Source organism: Achromobacter ruhlandii (assembly GCF_902859695.1).
Classification (GTDB): domain Bacteria; phylum Pseudomonadota; class Gammaproteobacteria; order Burkholderiales; family Burkholderiaceae_B; genus Achromobacter; species Achromobacter ruhlandii.
Genome location: NZ_CADIJL010000018.1, coordinates 94,186 through 114,123 on the forward strand (window position 1 = coordinate 94,186; position 19,938 = coordinate 114,123).

Here is a 19,938-nt window from a genome sequence, read left to right on the forward strand (position 1 = left end):
ATCAGTCTTCGATCAGGCAATCAACGTAATAACGCTTCTCGCCGTCCGGCCCCACTTCGTCGGCCAGGCCGTGGATGTAGGTCTCGAAGCCCGGGAAACGCTCGTTGAACTCGCGCGCGAACTGCAGATACTGGACGATGGTGCGGTTGAAGCGCTCCCCCGGGATCAGCAGCGGGATGCCCGGAGGATACGGCGTCAGCAGCACGCCGGTGACGCGGCCTTCCAGCTTGTCGATATCCACGCGCTCGACCTCGCGGTGCGCCATGCGGGCGAAGGCGTCGGACGGCTTGAGCGCCGGCACCATGTCGCTCAGGTACATCTCGGTGGTCAGGCGGGCCACGTCGCGTTCGCGGTAGGCCTCGTGGATCTGCTGGCACAGGTCGCGCAGGCCCATGCGCTCATAGCGGCGATGGCCGCGGCAGAAGTCCGGCAGGATGCGCCACAGCGGCTGGTTGCGGTCGTAGTCGTCCTTGAACTGCTGCAACGCGGTCAGCAGCGTGTTCCAGCGGCCCTTGGTGATGCCGATGGTGAACAGGATGAAGAACGAATACAGGCCGGTCTTCTCGACCACCACCCCGTGCTCGGTCAGGTACTTGGAGACCAGCGCGGCCGGGATGCCGGTTTCGCCGAAGCTGCCCGACATGTCCAGCCCCGGCGTGATGACCGTGGCCTTGATCGGGTCCAGCATGTTGAAGCCTTCGGCCAGGTCGCCGAAGCCGTGCCAGTGGTCGTTCGACTCCAGGATCCACTCATCGCGGTTGCCGATGCCTTCGGACACCAGGCGGTTCGGGCCCCAGACCTTGAACCACCAGTCGTTCTTGCCGAACTCCGATTCCACCTTGCGCATGGCGCGGCGGAAGTCCATGGCTTCGCGGATGCTCTCCTCGACCAGCGCGGTGCCGCCCGGCGGCTCCATCATAGCGGCGGCCACGTCGCACGACGCGATGATCGCGTACTGCGGCGAGGTCGACGTGTGCATCAGGTAGGCTTCGTTGAAGACGTTGCGGTCCAGCTTGCGGGTCTCGGATTCCTGCACGATGATCTGCGAGGCCTGCGAGATGCCGGCCAGCAGCTTGTGCGTGGAGTGCGTGGCGAACACCATCGCGTCCTTGCTGCGCGGACGGTCCTGGCCGATCGCGTGCATGTCCTGATAGAACTCGTGGAACGAGGCGTGCGGCAGCCAGGCTTCGTCAAAGTGCAGCGTGTCGACGTAGCTGCCCAGTTCCTTCTTGATCATCTCGACGTTGTAGATCACGCCGTCGTAGGTGCTCTGCGTCAGCGTCAGGATGCGCGGGTTCTTGTTCACCGCTTCGCGCGCGAACGGGTTGGCTTCGATCTTCTTGCGGATGCTGTCCGGGTGGAACTCTTCCAGCGGGATCGGGCCGATGATGCCCAGGTGGTTGCGCGTCGGGCGCAGGAACACCGGGATCGCGCCCGTCATGGTGATGGCGTGCAGGATCGACTTGTGGCAGTTGCGGTCCACCACCACCACGTCGCCGGCGGCGACGTTGGCGTGCCACACCACCTTGTTCGAGGTCGAGGTGCCGTTGGTCACGAAGTAGCAGTGGTCGGCGTGGAAGATGCGCGCCGCGTTCAGTTCGGACTCGGCCACCGGGCCGGTGTGGTCCAGCAGTTGGCCCAGTTCGTCGACGGCGTTGCAGACGTCGGCGCGCAGCATGTTCTCGCCGAAGAACTGGTGGAACATCTGGCCCACCGGGCTCTTCAGGAACGCCACGCCGCCCGAGTGGCCCGGGCAGTGCCAGGAATAGGAGCCATCCTGCGCGTACTTGACCAGCTCGCGGAAGAACGGCGGCGGCAGGCTGTCCACATAGCTGCGCGCTTCGCGGATGATGTGGCGCGCCACGAATTCGGGGGTGTCCTCGAACATGTGGATGAAGCCGTGCAGTTCGCGCAGGATGTCGTTCGGAATGTGTTCCGAGGTGCGCGTCTCGCCGTACAGGTAGATGGGGATGTCGGCGTTGCGGAAGCGCAGTTCGCCGATGAAGGTGCGCAGGTTCTTGATCGCGCTGGCCACGTCCTCGGGCGAATCCACGTCGAACTCTTCGTCGTCGATCGACAGGATGAAGGCGCTGGCCCGGCTCTGCTGCTGGGCGAACGAACTCAGGTCGCCGTAACTGGTCACCCCGATCACCTCGACGCCCTCGGCCTCGATCGCCGCGGACAGGGCGCGGATACCCAGACCGGACGCGTTCTCGGAACGGTAGTCCTCGTCGATGATGAAGATGGGGAAGCGGAATTTCATGCAGGCGCTCCTGGGGGCAAGGCGAATCGGACCGGGTTGGCGGACGCGAGTGTACTTCTAGTGAAAAACCGTCTGATGACAGGCGGGCGCGAGGTTCCCGCCGGCGGCGGGAATGGCGGAATTGTAGGGCCGTTTTTCTCCAGGCCCTATGGTTTTCCCGAGGGCGGCCGCCAGCGGGCCGCGCGAGGCGCGGACCCGGGTGGCGGACGAGGGGCCTGCCGCGCCCCCGGTCCGCCCCATGAAGCGGCCCGCGCCGGGCGGCCGACCCTAACGGATGGTGACGTCCTGGCCCGCCGCCAGCGCCGCCAGGAAGCGGTCGAAGTACGGCGGGATGGCCTCGGCGGCGCCGTAGCGGATGCGCCGTTCGACCTTGGCGATGGCGCCGAAGCAGATTTCTGCGTCGGGCCCGCCGCAGACCAGCACCACCGGGTCCTCGTCGTCGCAGACCTCGTACAGGCCGCCATGGGCGCGCCGCGCCACTTCGTAGAGGTAGGCGGCCGCGCCAACGGTCTGCATGGGGGTCAGGGGCAGCGTGCCCAGGTGCGCGGCTTCGAGCGCGTCGTCTAGCGCGTGGACGCTCGACGGGGAGTAGTCGAGCCCGGTGCCGGCCGATCCGGCTGCCTGGACGAAATCCTGCGCGGCGGTGGCCACGCGCGCCACGAACTCTTCCTGGACTTCGTCGCGCTTGGCGTCCTGGTTTATCTTGAGGAAACCGAACATCAGTGGCTCCTTTGTGAAAACCGCAAGCGGCGTTGACCCCATTATAGGCGGCCCCTGCCCCTATACTGGCCAGACCGTTCCCTATTCCCAACACTCGCCCCGTCCCGTGAATTCCGCTCCCGCCCCGCTGGTCCGACGTCTTGCCCCCGAGGATGCCCCGGCGCTACGCCAGCTGCGCCTGGACGCCCTGCGCGAGACGCCGGAAGCATTCGGATCGAGTTACGAAGAGGAACACACGCTGACACTGGAAGACATCCGCGGCTGGATCGCCCCCGCGGACGACAGTGCGATGTTCGGCGTGTTCGCCGGAGACGCGCTGGCCGGCATCATCGGCGTGGCCCGGCAGCGCAAACTGAAGATGCGGCACAAGGCGCATGTCTGGAGCGTCTACGTGGCGCCACCCTGGCGCGGCCGCGGCCTGGCCCGGCTGCTGATGCGGGCGGCTATCGACCATGCCGCCGCCATGCGCGGTGTGCGCACGGTGCAATTGAGCGTCACCGCCAACAATGCCGCCGCCTGTCAGTTGTACGCCAGCCTCGGCTTCGAGCAGTACGGCCACGAGCAGGAAGCGCTGTGCGTCAACGGCACGCTGTACGACGAATTGCTGATGGCGCTGCCGCTGCCCGGCCGTTGACGCCCCCCGGGTTCGGCGCGCCCCCCCCGTCAGGCGGCGCCCGCGCGCCGCCGCGCGCCATAGGCGCAGACCTGGTTGCGGCCGCCGTCCTTGGCCTTGTACAGCGCCTGGTCGGCGGCCTTGATGACCGCATCCGGCGCGCGCAGCGTCTCGCCGCGCTCTGCCACGCCGATGCTGACCGTCACGCGCAGCGGACGCGCATTGCGGCCGGCGCGCGCGCCGCGCCGGCGCAGACCGAGCTGATCGGCCTTGGGCCGCGCCGGCTTGTCACGCAGGCGCATCTGGTAGGCCTCGATCGCGCGCCGCACGGTTTCCAGGTGCGGAATGGCCTCGACCGCGGTCTTGCCCGGAAACACCAACGTGAATTCCTCGCCGCCGTAGCGATAGGCATAGCCGCCGCCAGACACCCGGCGCAGTTGCGCCGCCACCATGCGCAGCACCTGGTCGCCGACGTCGTGGCCGTGGGTGTCGTTGAATGCCTTGAAGTGGTCCACGTCGGCCATGGCCAGCGTATAGACGCGGCCCATGCGCTGCAGGCGCTCGTTGAGCGCACGCCGCCCGGGCAGACCGGTGAGTTCGTCGCGGAAGGCCATGTGATAGCCCTCGTGCGCCAGCGAAATGGACAGCGAGGTCAACGCGGCGGCGGCCATCACGGCCAGTTCGATGCCGTGCTGGGCGCCGCGCGGCAGCGCCCAGGCCATGCAGACGAAACCCAGCCATTGGCCGGCCTGCTGCGGACGGCCATAGCGCAACAGCAACAGGGTCAGGGTCAGGCCTGTGAGCAACAGCGCCGCCAGCGCCTCGAACGGCACGCCCAGCCGCGCCAGCACGCCTTGCACCGCCAGCGCGCCGAACAATTGCGCCACCCCTTCCTTGCCCGCCAACGCGATGACGGCGGCGCCCGCGGCCATCAGCCCCAGGCGCGCGGCCAGGTCGCGCAGCATGCCGGCGCGCTCGGGCCACAGCGCATTGATGGTGTAGGCCAGCGACCACCACACCAGCGCCGGCCCCAGCGCCCAGGGCGCCTGGCTGGCCAGCATCGGCCACGCGGCCACGGCGGCCAGCACCGCCAGCATCAATGCCAGTGTCTGCGAGCGCTGGTACATCAGGCAGATGGCCGCGCCGACCAGCGCCATGACCCACGGCACGAACGGCACGATCTGGGTCAGCGCCGGAGGCCACTGGCGCCACAGCAACAGCCCGACCGCCGCCATCACCGGCAGCGCAGGGTAGAACAACAGGGGCAGCCAGGGGATATGGGGGTAACGCACGGATAGGGCCTTGCTCACGCTTGCTGAGATGACGTCGCCAAATCGGCAAACACATATGCCATTTTACGGTCGCGGTCGCGGGTTCTTTAGCGAGTTAGCGACGCTTGCGCGGCGGGCGCGCCGTGCTATGTTCAGCGCTCGCCCCCCCTGGAAAAACCTCATGCGCATCCTGGTCAATATCGACGTTCCCGATCTTGAGGCGGCCATCGATTTCTATGGCCGCGCCTTCGGGCTGACGCTGCACCGCCGGCTGGGACCGGGGGCCGCCGAAATGCTGGGCGCGTCGGCGCCCATCTACCTGCTGCAAAAGGCCGCCGGCACGCCGGCCGCGGGCGCCGTGCGCCAGCCGCGCGACTACGCCCGCCACTGGACGCCAGTGCACCTGGACGTGGTGGTCGATGACGTCGACGACGCGGTCGCCCGGGCGGTGGCCGCGGGCGCGCGGCTGGAGGACCCGGCGGCGTCGCATGACTGGGGCCGCATCGCCCACCTGAGCGATCCATTCGGCCATGGCATCTGCATCATGCAGTTCCTGGGCCGGGGCTACGACGCGCTGGCGGCGGGCGCGCTACGCGACGCGCCGGTGACCGAGGCCGACTTCGACACCCTGCTGGCGATCCGTATCGAAGCCATGCGCGACAGCCTGGAACGCCTGGGCCGGTTCGACCCGGAACGGGCGCGGGCGCGGCTGCGCGCCACGTTCCGGCCCGGCCACACCTGGTTCATCGAGCGCGACGGCGCGCGCATCGGCTTCTATGCCGTGCGCCCGGACGGCGACGGCCTGCGGCTGGATCATCTGTATGTGGTGCCCGCGGCGCAGGGGCTGGGGGTGGGCGGCCAGGTGCTGGGCCGCTTGCTGCAGGATGCCGACCGACGCGGCCTGCCGGTCAGTGTGGGCGCGCTGCGCGGCAGCGACTCGAACCGCTTCTATCGCCGCCACGGTTTCGCGCAGGTGTCGGAAAGCGAATGGGACATCGAATACCTGCGCCTGGCGCCGGGACGCGCCTGACGGGCGTGCAGGCAAGGCGGGCGCGCCGGGCGGCGCCCCCGCCGCTGGGCCGTCAGGTGCGCGGCAGCGTGACGCCGCGCTGGCCCTGGTACTTGCCGCCCCGGTCGGCGTACGAGGTCTCGCAGACCTCGTCGCTTTCCAGGAACAGCATCTGCGCGCAGCCTTCGCCGGCGTAGATCTTGGCGGGCAGCGGCGTGGTGTTCGAGAATTCCAGCGTGACGTGGCCTTCCCATTCGGGTTCCAGCGGCGTCACGTTGACGATGATGCCGCAGCGCGCGTAGGTGCTCTTGCCCAGGCAGATCGTCAGCACGCTGCGCGGGATGCGGAAGTATTCGACCGTGCGGGCCAGCGCGAACGAATTGGGCGGGATGATGCAGACATCGCCCTTGAAATCCACGAACGAGCCTTCGTCGAAATTCTTGGGGTCGACGATGGTGGAATTGATGTTGGTGAAGATCTTGAATTCGTCGGCGCAGCGCACGTCGTAGCCGTAGCTGCTGGTGCCGTAGCTGACGATGCGCCCGCCATTGGCCGTGCGGACCTGACCCGCTTCGAAGGGTTCGATCATGCCGGCTTCGGCCTGGCGGCGGATCCAGCGGTCGCTTTTGATGCTCATGATGGCAGAGGTGCTTGGGGGAATGGAATGGGCGACATTTTATCCCGAGCGCCGCCCCGCCCCCGAATGGGGACGGAACGGCATCGGATATCAATCGCCGAAGAAGGTACGGTACACCAGCGCGATGCCGTTGACCGAACCGCCCTTCAGGTCCAGCGACAGGCCCCGCGCCAGCCGGTAGCTGGCCCGGCCCACGGTGTCGCTGCCGGCCAGCGCCTGCTCGACGCTGAGCGTGATGCCATTGGCGAACGACTTGCTGGCCACCAGGAATTGCGTCGCCAGCTGACTATCGCTGTCGCGGTTGACGTCGCCGGCCACGGTGCGGTCCGGCAGAATGCTGCCCGAGCTGCCCAGGTTGCCGGTGCGCACGCTGACGTCGTCCAGCCCGAATTGCTTGTAGAACGGCTCGCCGCCGCCCAGCAGGGCCGTGCCCACCGACAGCAGCAGCGCGGCGTCGCTGCCGCTTTCGTCGGGGCCGCGCCCCAGCAGCAGCCACGACAGCTTCTCGACGTCGCTGACGTCCGGATACGACACCAGGTCGATACGCGGACGCTGCGCGGTGCCCACCACCTTGACACCGGCCTCGACCTGCTCGCCCGTGCGCAGGGCCTCGATGTCCAGCAGCGGGTTGTCCAGGCGGCCCTGGAAGGTCAGCGTGCCGCGCCGCAGCCGCAGTTTCTGGCCATAGGCCTCGATGCCGCCGCCCCGCGTGCGCAGCGCGCCCACGCCGGTCAGGCGGCCGTCGTTCAGCAGGATCTGGATCGACCCCAGCAGGCCGGCGTCCAGCCCCATGCCGGTGATGTAGAAGCGCGGCCCCATGTCGAACTTCAGGTTCATGCTGGTCTGCAGCGGCGTCGACACGGTGCCGGGGTCGTCGCCCGCGCGCCGCACCTTGACGTCGTCGTCCAGCGACGGCACGCCCTGCAGGATCTCCAGGCTGAACCAGCCGGCGTCCGCCTTCAGGTCGCCGACGATGTCGATGCGCGGCATCGCGGCGTTCAGGTCGATGGTGCCGGAGACCATGGCATAGCGGTCGGAGCGCTGCAGCGCCGGAAAGCGATACAGCGTCAGGCGCACGTTGCCGCCGCCGTCGATCAGGTTCCATTGCCCCTTGGCCTCGGCATAGCCGCCCTTGGCCTCGGGGTTGGTGGTGATCCATTCCTTGGTGCGCCATTCGGCCGGCATCACGCGCAGCGAGGCCGGGAAACGCAGGCTGTCGAGCACCAGCTTGTCGCCGTCCAGCCGCGCCGCCAGCGTGCCGTCGATCAGGCGCACGCCGTCGTCGATGCGCACCACGCGCAGCTTGTCGCCGCGGATCGCGCCGCTCGCGCTCCACTTGCCGCTGAGCGTGCCCTGGGCTTCCAGGTTGGCCTTGACCTGGCCGCCGACCTCCATGGAGTCGCCGACGAACAGGCCGACCCAGGCCAGATCGGTGATATCCGCATCCAGCCTGGCGCGGATCGGCTGGCGCGGATCGAGCGCCATGCCGCCCTTGGCGTCCACCGCCAGCACCGCCGTGCCATTGCCGGCGATCTTGCCCATCTTGTCGGTGGCCAGGTCCAGCTTGGCGTCCAGCCGGCTGGCGTTGGCCGAGGTCGGCGTGGCGGTCAGGTCCAGCACCAGCGCCTTCACCCCCAGCGGCACCGGCGGGTCGCCCGGGATCAGCAGATCGCCGTCGCGCCGCGCGATGCGGGCGCGGCCGGCCAGGCGGCCGTCGAACTTCAGGTCCCAGGACGCGTCCAGCGCGATGCGGCGCTGGCTTTCCGCCACCGTAGCATTGACGCGCTTCGGTCCTTTGTTCATCTTGGCCGCGGCCTCCGGGTCGACGGCGGCGATCACCTGCCGCGCCATCGCGGCGGTGATGACCAGGTTGTCGGCCTGCCCGGCGGTTTCCCAGCGCTTGGCGTCGCCGCGCGACCCCTTGTGCGCGATCGCCAGTTTTTCCTTGCCCGGCAGGGCTACCCCCAGCACGGTCTGGCCCACCTGCCACTGCCATTGCAGCGCCACCGCCGCCGGCAGGTAAGACAGCGTCACGGGCCGGTCGACCGAAACGGTAAAGCCGGCGCTGTCGGCCGTCAGGCGCGAAACCGTGCCGCGCCAACCGGTCAGGGCGGCGTCGGCCGCCCCCGCCGCGCCTTTGCCCCAACCGCCAGCGAAGGCGAGCGTGGCCTGGGCCCGCGATTCGCCCAACACGCCGGGGCGCGGCTTGGGCGGGTTGTAGCCGGCGGTGATCTCGGCCTTATGGGCGGCGATGGTACCGCCGAGCTTGCCCTTGAGGTCGGCGCCGCCCGGAATGCCGGGCCAGAATGCATCCAGCTGCGGCGCCTGCGCGTCCAGCGTCAGCGCGCCGTCGGCCCCGCCGATCTCGCCCTGCGCCCGGATCCGATTGGCGCCCAGCTTGAGATCGACGTCCAGGCCGTGGATACGCAGTCCGGCCAGCAGATCGGCGGCGGGCGTGCCGGCGTCGGGCGTACCGGCGGCGGGCTTGGCGGCGGCATCGGGCGCATCGGGCGCATCGGCGGCGGGCCTGACCGCGGCATCGGGGGCTCCCGGCGCGGCATCTGGGCCCGACGCCACGGCGCTGGCGCTGACCTGCGGGCCGGCGGCGGGCGCGGCGATATCCACCTGGGCCTTGACCGCGCCCGCCAGCGCCTGCTTGTTCCAGCGCGCGCCGTCTTCGAAGCGCAGGTCGATCGCGGCCTGGCGCAACTGGCTGAGGTTCTCGAACTCGGCGCTCAACTGCGCGCTGGCGCTGACGATGGCCGGCGGAATCGCGTCACCCAGCCAGGGCGACAGGTCCAGGCGCCGCGCCCCAACGGTGCCGACGATGCGGTCGCGGCCCGGCTGGCCGTCCACCGCCCGCAGGTCCAGGCGCGCCGACAGCGTCGACTGGTCCGGCAACCGCGCCTCGGCGCGCGCGCTGCGCAGCACCAGCGGCGTGCGCGGCGCCAGATCGGCCATCACCTCCAACGCCAGACCGGCGCCGGTGCCATCCAGCTTGGCCTGGATGCCGTCCAGCGAGCCCGCCGCATCGGCCTGCAACATCACCTGGCAGGCCGGCGCCGGCGGGCCGACGAACGCATCCGTGGTCTTGGCCTGGGCGCCCTCGGTCGGCGTGGCGGAGGACGGCCTGGCGCCGGCGGCGGCCTTGGCGGATTCCCCCTTGGCCTTGCCGGCCCGGGGCTTGGCCGCCTCGGGCGCCTTGGGCCTTTCCTCTTGCGGTTTCGCGGGCGGCGCGAACTTGCCGCTCAACTGATCGGCCTGGCACAGCGGCGAGGCCGGGCCCGATCCGCGCGCCATCACGTCCAGCCGCGCGGCGAACGGCCAGGGATCGGCCAGGCCCTGCAATTCGGCTTGCCCGCTCAGTTGCGCCTGGCCGACCTCGTGGCCCACGCGCAGATTGGCGATGCGCAGTTGCGCGCCCTGCTTGCCGGCGGCGAAAGTGGCATTCAGGTCGCCCAGTTCGACCGGTAGCGGCTGGCCGTCCTGCAGCAGATGGAATTCACCCAGCGCCAGCCGGTCCACGGCGATATCCACCGGCAGCGACGGCAAGGTGAAGGGTTCGTCTTCGCCCTTGGCGGTGGCTTCGTCGCTGGCGGTCAGGGCGACTTCGACGTTGCCCGCCGAGATCTCGCGCACGTGCAGCAAGCGATTGCCCAGCGCGCGCCAATGCACGCTCAGGCGCAGGTCGCTGATGCCGATGCGGGTGCCGCTGATGTTCAAGTCCAGCCGCCCGACGTCCAGCCCGCGCAGCACCGAGCCGCGCACGTCCAGCGCCTGGCCGTCCAGTTGCTGGGCGGCGGTGGTCAGCAGCAGCCGGGTGCCGGTCTGCGAGGCCAGCAGCCAGAACACGAAGCTGCACGCCAGCACCGCCAGCATCGCCAGCCCCGGCAGCCACCACACCAACAGGCGCCGCAGGAATCCGCGCAGCGCCGTCAAAACGCGATCCCCAGCGAGAAGTGCAGGCGCAGGTCGCGCTCGCGCTGGCCGTAGGCCACGTCCAGGAACAGCGGGCCGGCCGGCGTGCGCACCCGCGCGCCCACGCCGTAACCGACCGCCAGCGACATGTCGCCGAACGACTGCGCCGCGTCGCCGGCATCGACGAACACGCCCATGCCCCAGCGTTCATTGAAGTAATGGTCGTACTCGATGCTGCCAACCACCAACGTGGGCGCCCCCACGATGGCCTTGTCGCGCTTGAGGCCGATGCTCTGGTACTTGTAGCCCCGGATCGAGCGCGCGCCGCCGGTACGGAAACCGAAATCGTCCGGCACCTGCACGTTGCCATTGGACCAGACCCGCCCGACCTCGCCGCGCACGGTCAGCACGTCCAGCTTGCCGATCGGCCACCATTTCTGGGCCCGGAAACGGGCGCGGGTGTAGGGCTCGCCGGTATCCAGTGTCACGCCCACGCCGCCGCCCAGCGCGATCAGGTTGCCCTCGCGTGGGTCGTACTTGTTGTCCACGTCGCGCCGCAGCCACTCGCCGGTGGCGGTCAGCGTGGGCAGAGAATATTCGTCGCCGCCGTCGATCTTGACGTCGTCGTGCGCCAGCAGCAGGCCCCAGCGGGTTTCGTAGGTGACCCGGCTGTCGCCGGCGCCCTTGCGCTCCTGGCTGCGGGTGGCGCCCAGGGCGTAGCGGGTCACCGCCAGGCCCTGGATGTCGGAATGCTGCGCCAGCACCCCGATGGAGTCCTTGTAGCCGCGCTCGGTCGGCGGCAGCAGGAAATCGGTATAGACGCGCTGCTGCAGGCGGTCGACGCTGAAGCCCGATTCCATGGTCAGCGGCTGGCCGAACACCACATTCTGGCGATAGAGCGATTCCAGCCGCACGCCGGCCTCGTCGTCGACGCCCAACGAGGCCGAAAAGCGCTTGGGCGGCGCTTCCACCACCCGCACCTGCACCGGCAGCGTCACTTCGCCGTCCGAGTCGTACTTGGGCGGCGGCGGCGGCACGGCGCCGGACACCACCGGATCGCCGGCAGGCGCCGACTCGGCGGCGTTGGCGGCGCCCGGCGCGCGGGCGCGGTCCGACGCCGGTTCGGCAAGCTGCTGGTCGCTGCCGGGCTGGCGCAGCGCGACGAAGGCGCCGCGGAAGAATGCGGTGGACTGCAGGTCCTGCTGCCATTCATCCAGCCGGTTCTGATCGTAGGCCGCCCCCGGCGAATAACGCACGTAACGGGTGATCAGCTTGGGCGGCACCCGCTCCAGGCCCTCGGTGCTGAGTTCGCCCATGCGCACCTGCGGTCCGCTGTCGATGGTGACGCGCAGGGCCGCCGACGCGCTGTCGGCCTGCACCTCGGCTTCGGACGCCGTCATGCGCGCCAGCATGAAGTCGCGCACCGAGACCTCGTCCAGCAGCGACGACTTGGCCTTGTTCCAATCGGCGTTGATGAAGGGCTGGCCCGGTTTGAGCAGCCAGTCGTCGCGCAGCTTCTGCACCCGCTGCGCGTATTCCGGCCGCGTGATGCGGCCGGTGAAGGTCAGGTCGACCGAGGACACCGTGGTTCGCTTGCCCGGCACGATGCCGATATCCCAGGTTTCGCCGCCGATGTCGGTGCCGGCCTCGAGCGTGACGGTGGGCGAGAAATACCCCTGCGTGGCCAGCGCGGCCAGCGTGGCGTCGCGGGCGCGGCGCCGCAGGCGGTTGATTTCGCCGCCGTCCTGGTCTTCAGCCAGGCGCGCGATGGCGCCCACCGCCTCGGTGATCGCCTGCAGCGCGGCGGGCGGCACGCCGCCCGGGTCCACGATGATCTCCGGGCGCTTGGCCGCAGCCTCGCCCGCCACGACGCAAAGTCCAGCCAAGAAGGCCCGGGCCACCCACCGCATGCGTTACGACGGCTGCTGCACGACGATGGACGGGAATTTCCCGGCCATGTCACGGGGCAGCGCCGCAACGCCGGCCGCGAGTTTACGGGCGATGGCGCGGTACAGGCCCGCCGCTTCGCTGCCAGGATCGGCCACCACGGTGGGGGTGCCGGCGTCGGTCTGTTCGCGGATCGCCAGTGTCAGCGGCAGGCTGCCCAGCCAGGGCGTGCCGTACTGCTCGGCCATGCGCTGGCCGCCGCCTTCGCCGAAGATGTGCTCGGCATGGCCGCACTGCGAGCAGATATGGATGGCCATGTTCTCGACCACGCCCAGGATCGGCACCTCGACTTTCTGGAACATGCGCAGACCCTTGCGCGCGTCCAGCAGCGCGACGTCCTGCGGCGTGGTGACGATGACCGCGCCCACCACCGGCACCTTCTGCGCCAGCGTCAGCGCCACGTCGCCGGTGCCCGGCGGCATGTCGACGATCAGGTAGTCCAGGTCGCGCCAGTTGGTCTGGCGCAGCAGCTGTTCGAGCGCCTGGGTCACCATCGGGCCGCGCCAGATGGCGGGCGAGTCGGCATCGATCAGGAAACCGATGGAGTTGGCCTGCAGGCCGTGACCGGTCAGGGGCTCCATGCTTTTGTTGTCCAGGCTCTCGGGACGGCCCGAGACGCCCAGCATGGTCGGCACGCTGGGGCCGTAGATGTCGGCGTCCAGCAGGCCGACCTTGGCGCCCTCGGCCGCCAGCGCCAGGGCCAGGTTCACGGCCGTGGTGCTCTTGCCCACGCCGCCCTTGCCGGAGGCGACCGCAATAATGTTGCGGACGTTGGGCAGCGGCTTGAGGCCCTTCTGCACCGCATGCGCGGCCACCTTCCAGGAAACGTTCACCTGGGCGCCCGGCGCGCCGGCGCCGGCCAGCGCGGCCACGGCGATGTCACGCACCTGTTCGCGCACGGCATCGGCCGGATAGCCCAGTTCCAGCGCCACGGTGACGCGGCCGCCCTCGATTTGAATGTCACGATCTTTTACAGAAACGCCCAGATCCAGGCCGGTATTGGGGTCTTGCGCGCCGCGCAGCGCGGCGCGGAGGTGTTCTATCGTTATACTCATGTCACTATGGTTCCGTAGGCAGCGCGGCGTCTGCGGGCCGCCATCCCCTAAAGGATAGCGGATACACGGGAACCTTTCGCTGCGTTTTGCATCCGACCTACATGACCAATACTCTCATCCGCTTCTTTCGTGCCGTGTTGTTCGCCGCCCTGGCCTTGATTGGCATGGCGATGGCGCTGGTCTTCATGCTGTCCACGGCGATAGCCGTGGCGATCCTGTACGTGGTCGCCAAGGTGCGCGGCAAGCCTTTCGGCGTGCGCGCCTACTGGAGCCAGCGCCAGGGCGCCCGTCCCAGCCCCTTCCAGTCCGCCAACGCCCCGTTCGCCACGCAACCGCGCGGCGACGTGATCGACGTCGAGGCCCGCGAGGTCCGCTGAGCGCGGCATCGCCGGCGCCCGCCGCCTCCCGCGGCGGCCCGCGCCGCGCGCTCGTGGCCGAACGACCGGCTCGCTGTTCCCCAACCCGCCTGGCGCCCGCGTGCGCGACCGGCGGGTTGTGTCGTTTCAAGGGTCCGCCCCCCTTCCCCGCGGGCGCATCGCCGCCATTGCCCTAAAATGGCCGGCCAACCCATTTTTCCCCTCAACCTCGACCGACAACCATGTCTCGCACCCTCTTTGTCACCACTGCGCTGCCCTACGCCAACGGATCCTTCCACATCGGCCACATCATGGAGTACATCCAGGCCGACATCTGGGTTCGTTCGATGCGAATGGCGGGCCACACGGTGCACTTCGTGGGCGCCGACGACGCGCACGGCGCGCCGATCATGCTTAAGGCCGAGAAAGAAGGCATCACGCCGCAGGCCCTGGTGGCGCGCTACGCCGCCGAGCGCCCGCAGTACCTGAACGGCTTTCACATCCGCTTCGACCACTGGCACACCACCGATTCGCCCGAGAACGTCGCGCTGTCGCAGGACATCTACCGCGCGCTCAAGGCGCAGGACCTGATCGAGACCCGCTCCATCGAGCAGTTCTACGACCCGGTCAAGGGCATGTTCCTGGCCGATCGCTACATCAAGGGCGAATGTCCCAAGTGCCACGCCAAGGACCAGTACGGCGATTCCTGCGAGGTCTGCGGCGCGGTCTACGCGCCCACCGAGCTGATCAATCCGTACTCGGCCCTGACCGGCGCCACGCCGGTGCTGAAGTCGTCGGATCACTTCTTCTTCAAGCTGTCGGACCCGCGCTGCGTCGAATTCCTGCAGCAATGGACCACCGGCAGCAACGCCAACGGCGGCAAGCACCTGCAGCCCGAAATGCTGGCCAAGACCCGCGAGTGGCTGGGCGCCGAGGACGGCGAGGCCAAGCTGGGCGACTGGGACATCTCGCGCGACGCGCCCTATTTCGGCATCGAGATCCCGGACGCGCCGGGCAAGTACTTCTACGTCTGGCTGGACGCGCCGGTGGGCTACCTGGCCTCGCTGAAGTCGTACTGCGCGGTCAAGGGCCTGGACTTCGACGCCCTGCTCGACCCGGCTGGCAGCACCGAGCAGGTCCACTTCATCGGCAAGGACATCGTCTATTTCCACGCCCTGTTCTGGCCCGCGATGCTGAAGTTCGCCGGCCGCAAGACGCCGGACGCGGTCAATGTGCACGGCTTCATCACCGTCAGCGGTGAAAAGATGTCCAAGAGCCGCGGCACCGGCATCTCGCCGCTGCGCTACCTGGAACTCGGCATGAACGCCGAGTGGATGCGCTACTACATCGCCGCCAAGCTGAATGCCCGGGTCGAAGACATGGACTTCAATCCCGAGGACTTCATCGCCCGCGTCAACAGCGACCTGGTCGGCAAGTACGTCAACATCGCCAGCCGCGCCGCCAGCTTCATCACCAAGCATTTCGACGGCGCCCTGGCCTATTCGGGCGACACCGCCGCGCTGTCGGCCGAATACGCCGCGCAGGCCGAGTCGATCCGCGCCGCCTTCGAGGCGCGCGAGTACAACCGCGCCATCCGCGAGATCATGGCCTACGCCGACCGCATCAACCAGGCGTTCGACACGGCCCAGCCGTGGGTGCTGGCCAAGGGCATCGCCACTGCCGACGAGGCGCAGAAGGCCGCGCTGCAGGACATCTGCTCGCGTTCGCTGGCCGGCTTCAAGGCCCTGTCGGTGATGCTGGCGCCGGTGTTGCCGGCCCTGGCCGAGCGCGTCGCGCGCGAGCTGTTCGCCGCCGATGCCGACTTCACCTGGGCCGACGCCGCCGTGCTGCCGCAGCGCGTGGCGCCGTTCAAGCACCTGATGCAGCGCGTCGAGCCGCAGATGCTGGAAGACCTGTTCGAGCCGCCCGCCGCCCCCGCCGTGATCCCCGGCGGCGAGCCGCTGGCCGAGACCATTTCGATCGACGACTTCGCCCGCGTCGACCTGCGCATCGCGCAGATCGTCAACTGCGAGCACGTCGAAGGCTCGACCAAGCTGCTGCGCCTGACGCTGGACGTGGGCGAGGGCCGCCACCGCAACGTCTTCTCCGGCATCAAGTCGGCCTACCAGCCCGAAGACCTGATCGGCAAGCTGACCGTCATGGTCGCCAACCTGGCGCCGCGCAAGATGAAGTTCGGCGTCTCCGAAGGCATGGTGCTGGCCGCCAGCCATGCCGACGAGGCGGTGGACGCCGGCATCTACGTGCTGGAGCCGTTCCCCGGCGCCAAGCCCGGCATGCGCGTGCGCTGATCCGCCACCGCGCCATGCGAAAAAGCCCGCCGATCGGCGGGCTTTTTTCATGCGGCGGCGAGGCGCCGGCCCGGCCGGCGCGCTATCAGTCCTGGCTCGGCGCCAGCGCGGGATCGAGCGAAATACGTTCGTCGAACACGAAGCACTTGCCGTCGAACCCCGGGCCGCCGGTTTCCTCGAAATACTTGAGAATGCCGCCGTCGAGCTGGTAGACGTTCTCGATGCCCGCCTCGTTCATGTAGATCGCGGCCTTCTCGCAGCGGATGCCGCCTGTGCAGAAGCTGACCACGGTCTTGCCTTCCAGCTCGGCGCGATGCGCCTGCACCGCCGCCGGGAACTGCGTAAAGCGGTCGATGCGCCAGTCGATGGCGTCGCGAAAGGTGCCCTCGTCGACTTCAAAGGCATTGCGCGTGTCCAGCATGACCACCGGGCGTCCGCTGTCGTCGGTCCCCTGCTCCAGCCAGCGCGCCAGCGTCCTGGCGTCCACGCCCGGGGCGCGGCCGGCCTCGGGCCGGATCGTCGGGTGGTTCATGCGGATGATTTCGCGCTTGATCTTCACCAGCAGCTTGCGGAACGGCACTTGCGCACTGTGGCTGAACTTCACTTCCAGGTCGGCGAACCGGGCGTCGCCGCGCAAGCCGTGCAGGAAGGTGTCGATGCCATCGGCGGCGCCCGCCAGGAACAGGTTGATGCCTTCCTCCGCCAGCAGGATGGTTCCCTTCAGGCCCGCCGCCCCGGCCTCGGCCAGCAGCCGGGCGCGCAGTTCGGGCAGCGCGTCCAGCGAGACGAATTTGTAGGCAGCGATATTGACGACGGAAGACATGGCAAAGCGGGACGAAAGCGGCGAAGGCCGTAATAGTAATCGCTGCCCCGCGCGGCCCGCTTGTCGCGGGTCAAGCGCGGCCCCCGCCCCCCCCGGCTCAGCGCCGCACGATTTCCTGTTCCACCACCGTATCCAGCACCCAGCGCAGGCCCGAGGCGTCGGCCGGCGGATTCGGGTCCCTGACCTCGACCACGCGCAGGCGATAACGGATGCCGGGCTGGAAATTGAAGCCGGTGATGTCGCCGTACCAGAGCTGCCACGGCTGCGTCGGCGTGTCGCGCACCTGGTAGCACATGGCCCGGCCGGCGCCGGCGTTGCACGGCACGCGTTCGGCGTTGACGTAGACCAGCTTGGTCGCGCCCACCTGGCCGCCGGCGACCGGGTCGAGACGGCGGCCAAAATCCAGCGTATCGCCGTTGCTCAAGGCCCAGGTCATGCGCTGCGGATTGCTGGTGTTGTCGAACGAGGTGGCGGTGATGCGCGTCAGGCCGGCCAGGAATTCCTGTTCAAGCTTCATGTTGACCGGCGCGCAGGCCTTCATCGTCGCCACGGGGTTGGACTGGATGATCAACTGGCCGTTGGCGACGGTGTAGGGCGCGCTGTAGGTATTGCAGCCGGCGAAACCGGTGGCGCGCGTGGCGCCCTGGTCATGGATGAAGCCGATGGTCAGCGGTACCGAATTGGAGGACGGATGCGGGATTTCGCGCAGCGCGCCGCCGGGGCGGGTCCAGCGCGCCAGGTCCCAGTTGGTCTGCGCCAGCACGTCCGAGGCGGCGGCCGGCTGGAAGCGCGGGTCGCGTCCGTCGGCGGTGCGTGGCGGCGCCGCGCAGGCCGCCAGGGTCAGGCCAAGCGCGCAAGGCGCGATCCAGCGCCAGGAAGTGGACAAGGACATGCAAATCTCTCCCGCAAGAAACCAGGGGTGCGCGCCGCGGCGCGCCAGCCGGACAGCCGGCAGCGCCAATTGTAGGCGCGGCACGGACGCCGGCCCGGCGCCGCAAAACATACTGAAACACCTGCCCCATTCCCTTCAGGCCATGGGGGGATGGGCGGGGCCACCCGGGGGGTTCTTCACGCCATGGACCGGCGTCCCGCCCACGGGAACCGGCGTCAGGGCGTCGGCGGGTCCTGGCGCCGCTCGAATTCCAGCACGTCGCCGCCACGCAGGTTGAAGGTCAGGTGGCGCGGCGCGCCGCCGCTGTCCAGCGTGAACGTGTCGATCGCGCCCAGGGCGCGCAGGTAGTCGTTTTCGAGCGCGGCGCGGGCCGCCGGCACGCAGGCCATGCGCGTGGCGGCGGGCGCGTCGATCGCCAGCTTGCCGCTTTGCAGCTTGTAGCTGCCCATGTAGCGATTGCAGCCCGAAAAGCCTTCGACCCGGTATTGCTTGCCCTGCGCCAGGAAGGTCAGGCGGATCGGCTCGCCGTTGTCGCCGTGCGGAATCTCGCGCAGGGCGCCGCCGGACTGCGTCCAGCGCACCAGTTCCCAGCTGGTCTGGGCCAGTGAATCCGCGCTGCTGGCCGCGTTGGCGGCGGCGGCGCCCTCGGCGCGCGCGCCTCCGGTGGATCCGGCGCAACCGGCCAGCGCCACGGCCAGCATTCCGGCGCCGACCAGCCGGCAAGGCGTAGACAGGAAGGTAAACATGGACAGCACTCCTGAAAAGACACAGCCTCGACTGTAACCGCATGGGCTCAGCACGTCCCGTGCCCTCCTCCCGACAGCCGAATCCCAAAGCTGCACGCGGGGCGGGGCGCGTTACGCCGCGCGCCGGAAGGGGTGCATCGTATGCCGCATGGCGGCGGGCCGCCGTGGCGCGCAGAATCGGCTGACGCCTCGCGCATGGCCGGCAACGGCCCGGCCGACGACCAAGACAATTTCCGGAGACACGGCGATGGGCATGCTGAGAACCTTGCTGGCGCTGTCCGTCGTGCTCGACCACCTGGGCGGCGGCACCACCGACTGGCTGGTGGGAGGACGCCTGGCGGTGCAGCTGTTCTACGTGATTTCGGGCTTCCTGATTTCCTATGTGCTGACGGCCACCGACCACTACCGCGGCGCGCCTGGCCGCTTTTACGCCAATCGCGCGCTGCGCCTGTACCCGGTCTACCTGGCGGTGGCGGCGCTGACCCTGCTGGCCTATGCGGGCAACGGCGGCGCCGCATTCTGGCGCGTCTACGAGGGCCTGCCCCTGACCGCCACCTTGTTCCTGGCGCTGTCGAACCTGGTGATACTGGGGCAGGACTGGCTGATGTTCTTTGGCATCGAGCACGGCGCGCTGGCCTTCACCGGCAGCTTTGCGCACAGCGACGTGCCGCTGTACCAAGGCCTGCTGGTGCCGCAGGCCTGGACCCTGGGGGTGGAACTGAGCTTCTACCTGATCGCGCCGTTCGTGCTGCATTCGCCCCGGCGCCTGCTGGCCTTGCTGGTCGCGTCGCTGGCGTTGCGCGTGGCGCTGGTGGCCAGCGGCATCGGCGTGAGCGATCCGTGGACCTACCGATTCTTCCCGACCGAACTGGCGCTGTTCCTGGCCGGTTCACTGTCGCACCAGGTGCTGCTGCCGCGCTGGCAGGCGTGGATGGCGCGCGCGCCGCGCCTGCCCGAAGTGGGCACGGGACTGCTGCTGCTGTATGTGCTGGCGCATTTTTCCATCGGCCTGCCGCATACGGTGCGCGACGGCCTGGCGGTGCTGCTGTTTGCCGCGCTGTTGCCGCTGGCCTTCCTGTTCCAGTCGCGCCACCGCCTGGACAAGGTGATCGGCGAACTGAGCTACCCGATCTACATCTGCCACGCGTTGGTCATCCTGTTCTTCGACTGGCTGCTTGACGGCACGCAGGTGCGTCAGCCGGCGATGTTCACGGCGCTGGTGGTGGCTGGCTGTATCGGCTTCGCGGCGCTGTTGAATACGTTGATTGCCGATCCGGTGGAGCGGCTGCGCCGGCGCCTGCGCCGCGCGCCACCGGCCAACGTCACGCCGGAGGAACCGGCGCCCGTGGCGGGCGCGACACGCGCCGGCGCGCCGCGGC

Annotated in this window: 15 protein-coding genes; 5 read left to right on the forward strand and 10 right to left on the reverse strand. The window is 69.2% G+C overall.

Annotated elements, in window-relative coordinates; genetic code table 11:
• Position 1 precedes the first annotated feature (1 nt).
• On the reverse strand, positions 2 to 2,263 hold the full coding sequence (locus tag HV742_RS20605; RefSeq protein WP_049076248.1) for an arginine/lysine/ornithine decarboxylase: 2,262 nt from the start codon (positions 2,261 to 2,263) through the stop codon (positions 2 to 4).
• 267 nt (positions 2,264 to 2,530) lie between these two features.
• A complete protein-coding gene (locus HV742_RS20610; protein ID WP_049076250.1) occupies positions 2,531 to 2,983 on the reverse strand; it encodes a hypothetical protein in 453 nt (150 codons plus the stop codon).
• 106 nt (positions 2,984 to 3,089) lie between these two features.
• Here HV742_RS20610 and HV742_RS20615 point away from each other — a divergent pair, with 106 nt between their 5' ends.
• Complete coding sequence (locus tag HV742_RS20615; protein ID WP_366617138.1) at positions 3,090 to 3,617, forward strand: GNAT family N-acetyltransferase; 528 nt, start codon at positions 3,090 to 3,092, stop codon at positions 3,615 to 3,617.
• A gap of 29 nt (positions 3,618 to 3,646) precedes the next feature.
• Here HV742_RS20615 and HV742_RS20620 read toward each other — a convergent pair whose 3' ends face one another.
• Positions 3,647 to 4,888: a GGDEF domain-containing protein gene (locus HV742_RS20620; protein WP_049078112.1), complete on the reverse strand. Its 1,242-nt coding sequence runs from the start codon at positions 4,886 to 4,888 to the stop codon at positions 3,647 to 3,649.
• 160 nt (positions 4,889 to 5,048) lie between these two features.
• Here HV742_RS20620 and HV742_RS20625 point away from each other — a divergent pair, with 160 nt between their 5' ends.
• A complete protein-coding gene (locus HV742_RS20625; RefSeq protein ID WP_175146250.1) occupies positions 5,049 to 5,897 on the forward strand; it encodes a VOC family protein in 849 nt (282 codons plus the stop codon).
• A gap of 52 nt (positions 5,898 to 5,949) precedes the next feature.
• On the opposite strand, the gene dcd is transcribed toward HV742_RS20625, so the two are convergent.
• The 4 genes from dcd to apbC form a co-directional block, all read right to left on the reverse strand.
• Positions 5,950 to 6,513: a dCTP deaminase gene (gene dcd / locus HV742_RS20630; RefSeq protein WP_006226186.1), complete on the reverse strand. Its 564-nt coding sequence runs from the start codon at positions 6,511 to 6,513 to the stop codon at positions 5,950 to 5,952.
• Positions 6,514 to 6,603: 90 nt separating this feature from the next.
• Entirely contained in the window at positions 6,604 to 10,452 is a 3,849-nt protein-coding gene (locus tag HV742_RS20635) for a translocation/assembly module TamB domain-containing protein (RefSeq protein ID WP_175146251.1), read from the reverse strand.
• Positions 10,449 to 12,341: an autotransporter assembly complex protein TamA gene (locus HV742_RS20640; protein ID WP_175146252.1), complete on the reverse strand. Its 1,893-nt coding sequence runs from the start codon at positions 12,339 to 12,341 to the stop codon at positions 10,449 to 10,451. The genes HV742_RS20635 and HV742_RS20640 overlap by 4 nt, the downstream gene beginning before the upstream one ends.
• Positions 12,342 to 12,344: 3 nt before the next feature.
• Positions 12,345 to 13,433, reverse strand: a complete 1,089-nt coding sequence (gene apbC, locus HV742_RS20645; RefSeq protein ID WP_054414959.1) for an iron-sulfur cluster carrier protein ApbC — start codon at positions 13,431 to 13,433, stop codon at positions 12,345 to 12,347.
• Positions 13,434 to 13,534: 101 nt separating this feature from the next.
• On the opposite strand from apbC, the gene HV742_RS20650 reads away from it, so the two are divergent.
• Together HV742_RS20650 and metG are read left to right on the forward strand one after the other, a co-directional pair.
• On the forward strand, positions 13,535 to 13,810 hold the full coding sequence (locus HV742_RS20650) for a hypothetical protein (RefSeq protein WP_006385850.1): 276 nt from the start codon (positions 13,535 to 13,537) through the stop codon (positions 13,808 to 13,810).
• Positions 13,811 to 14,031: 221 nt separating this feature from the next.
• Complete coding sequence (gene metG / locus HV742_RS20655) at positions 14,032 to 16,098, forward strand: methionine--tRNA ligase (protein ID WP_068949984.1); 2,067 nt, start codon at positions 14,032 to 14,034, stop codon at positions 16,096 to 16,098.
• Positions 16,099 to 16,183: 85 nt separating this feature from the next.
• On the opposite strand, the gene HV742_RS20660 is transcribed toward metG, so the two are convergent.
• The 3 genes from HV742_RS20660 to HV742_RS20670 form a co-directional block, all read right to left on the reverse strand.
• Positions 16,184 to 16,921, reverse strand: coding sequence for a sulfurtransferase (locus HV742_RS20660; protein ID WP_175146253.1), 738 nt, complete (start codon positions 16,919 to 16,921; stop codon positions 16,184 to 16,186).
• 97 nt (positions 16,922 to 17,018) lie between these two features.
• Positions 17,019 to 17,813 carry an META and DUF4377 domain-containing protein gene (locus HV742_RS20665; protein WP_059272601.1) on the reverse strand — a complete coding sequence of 265 codons (795 nt, stop codon included), beginning with the start codon at positions 17,811 to 17,813 and terminating at the stop codon, positions 17,019 to 17,021.
• Positions 17,814 to 18,028: 215 nt separating this feature from the next.
• Positions 18,029 to 18,559 carry an META domain-containing protein gene (locus HV742_RS20670; protein WP_049076264.1) on the reverse strand — a complete coding sequence of 177 codons (531 nt, stop codon included), beginning with the start codon at positions 18,557 to 18,559 and terminating at the stop codon, positions 18,029 to 18,031.
• Positions 18,560 to 18,812: 253 nt separating this feature from the next.
• On the opposite strand from HV742_RS20670, the gene HV742_RS20675 reads away from it, so the two are divergent.
• The coding region (locus tag HV742_RS20675) for an acyltransferase family protein (RefSeq protein WP_367647957.1) at positions 18,813 to 19,938 on the forward strand (1,126 nt) is incomplete at its 3' end.

Excerpts from the sequence above, each read along its gene's own strand:
- HV742_RS20625 (WP_175146250.1), top strand. The coding sequence starts at position 5,049 with ATGCGCATCCTGGTCAATATCGACGTTCCCGATCTTGAGGCGGCCATC.
- HV742_RS20605 (WP_049076248.1), bottom strand. The coding sequence starts at position 2,263 with ATGAAATTCCGCTTCCCCATCTTCATCATCGACGAGGACTACCGTTCC.
- HV742_RS20670 (WP_049076264.1), bottom strand. The coding sequence starts at position 18,559 with ATGTTTACCTTCCTGTCTACGCCTTGCCGGCTGGTCGGCGCCGGAATG.
- HV742_RS20660 (WP_175146253.1), bottom strand. The coding sequence starts at position 16,921 with ATGTCTTCCGTCGTCAATATCGCTGCCTACAAATTCGTCTCGCTGGAC.
- HV742_RS20610 (WP_049076250.1), bottom strand. The coding sequence starts at position 2,983 with ATGTTCGGTTTCCTCAAGATAAACCAGGACGCCAAGCGCGACGAAGTC.
- apbC (WP_054414959.1), bottom strand. The coding sequence starts at position 13,433 with ATGAGTATAACGATAGAACACCTCCGCGCCGCGCTGCGCGGCGCGCAA.
- metG (WP_068949984.1), top strand. The coding sequence starts at position 14,032 with ATGTCTCGCACCCTCTTTGTCACCACTGCGCTGCCCTACGCCAACGGA.
- HV742_RS20665 (WP_059272601.1), bottom strand. The coding sequence starts at position 17,813 with ATGTCCTTGTCCACTTCCTGGCGCTGGATCGCGCCTTGCGCGCTTGGC.
- HV742_RS20640 (WP_175146252.1), bottom strand. The coding sequence starts at position 12,341 with ATGCGGTGGGTGGCCCGGGCCTTCTTGGCTGGACTTTGCGTCGTGGCG.
- HV742_RS20650 (WP_006385850.1), top strand. The coding sequence starts at position 13,535 with ATGACCAATACTCTCATCCGCTTCTTTCGTGCCGTGTTGTTCGCCGCC.
- dcd (WP_006226186.1), bottom strand. The coding sequence starts at position 6,513 with ATGAGCATCAAAAGCGACCGCTGGATCCGCCGCCAGGCCGAAGCCGGC.